1 rRNA gene is annotated in these 383 nt (G+C 49.9%); it reads right to left on the bottom strand.

What is annotated here, in order from left to right:
- Nucleotides 1-154: 154 nt before the first annotated feature.
- A 5S ribosomal RNA gene (gene rrf / locus C2M35_RS15360) occupies nucleotides 155-267 on the bottom strand.
- Between the last annotated feature and the right edge of the window lie 116 nt (nucleotides 268-383).

The raw sequence follows: 383 nt of genomic DNA, 5'->3' as shown, positions 1-383 counted from the left end.
AGGTTGCCGTTGCTATCCAAAGTGATCGCCGAGCTCGGTACCGTGATCGTGGTCACGCCATCGCTGATGGTGATGCTGTCGACGGTGGCATCGGCTTCGACAACGCCAGAAAGGGGCACGTTGGTCGCCTCACTCGCGCTTAACAGCTCATCGCCGCCGTCGTCGAACGCAATACTGTTCGAATGCCACACTATCATCGACGCTGTTTCGTTTCACTACTGAGTTCGGCATGGGGTCAGGTGGTTCCAAAACGCTATGGTCGTCAGGAAAATATTGTAAATTCGGAAAGCTTAATAAGTAATGTGTCTACTTCAGTCTTAATTTCTAACTTCTAACTTAACAGTCTCACACCATTTTGGTGTTGTATGGTTAAGCCTCACGGG

Source organism: Pseudoalteromonas sp. T1lg76 (genome assembly GCF_002964725.1).
GTDB lineage: Bacteria > Pseudomonadota > Gammaproteobacteria > Enterobacterales > Alteromonadaceae > Pseudoalteromonas.
This window is presented reverse-complemented; position numbering and strand designations above follow the sequence as displayed.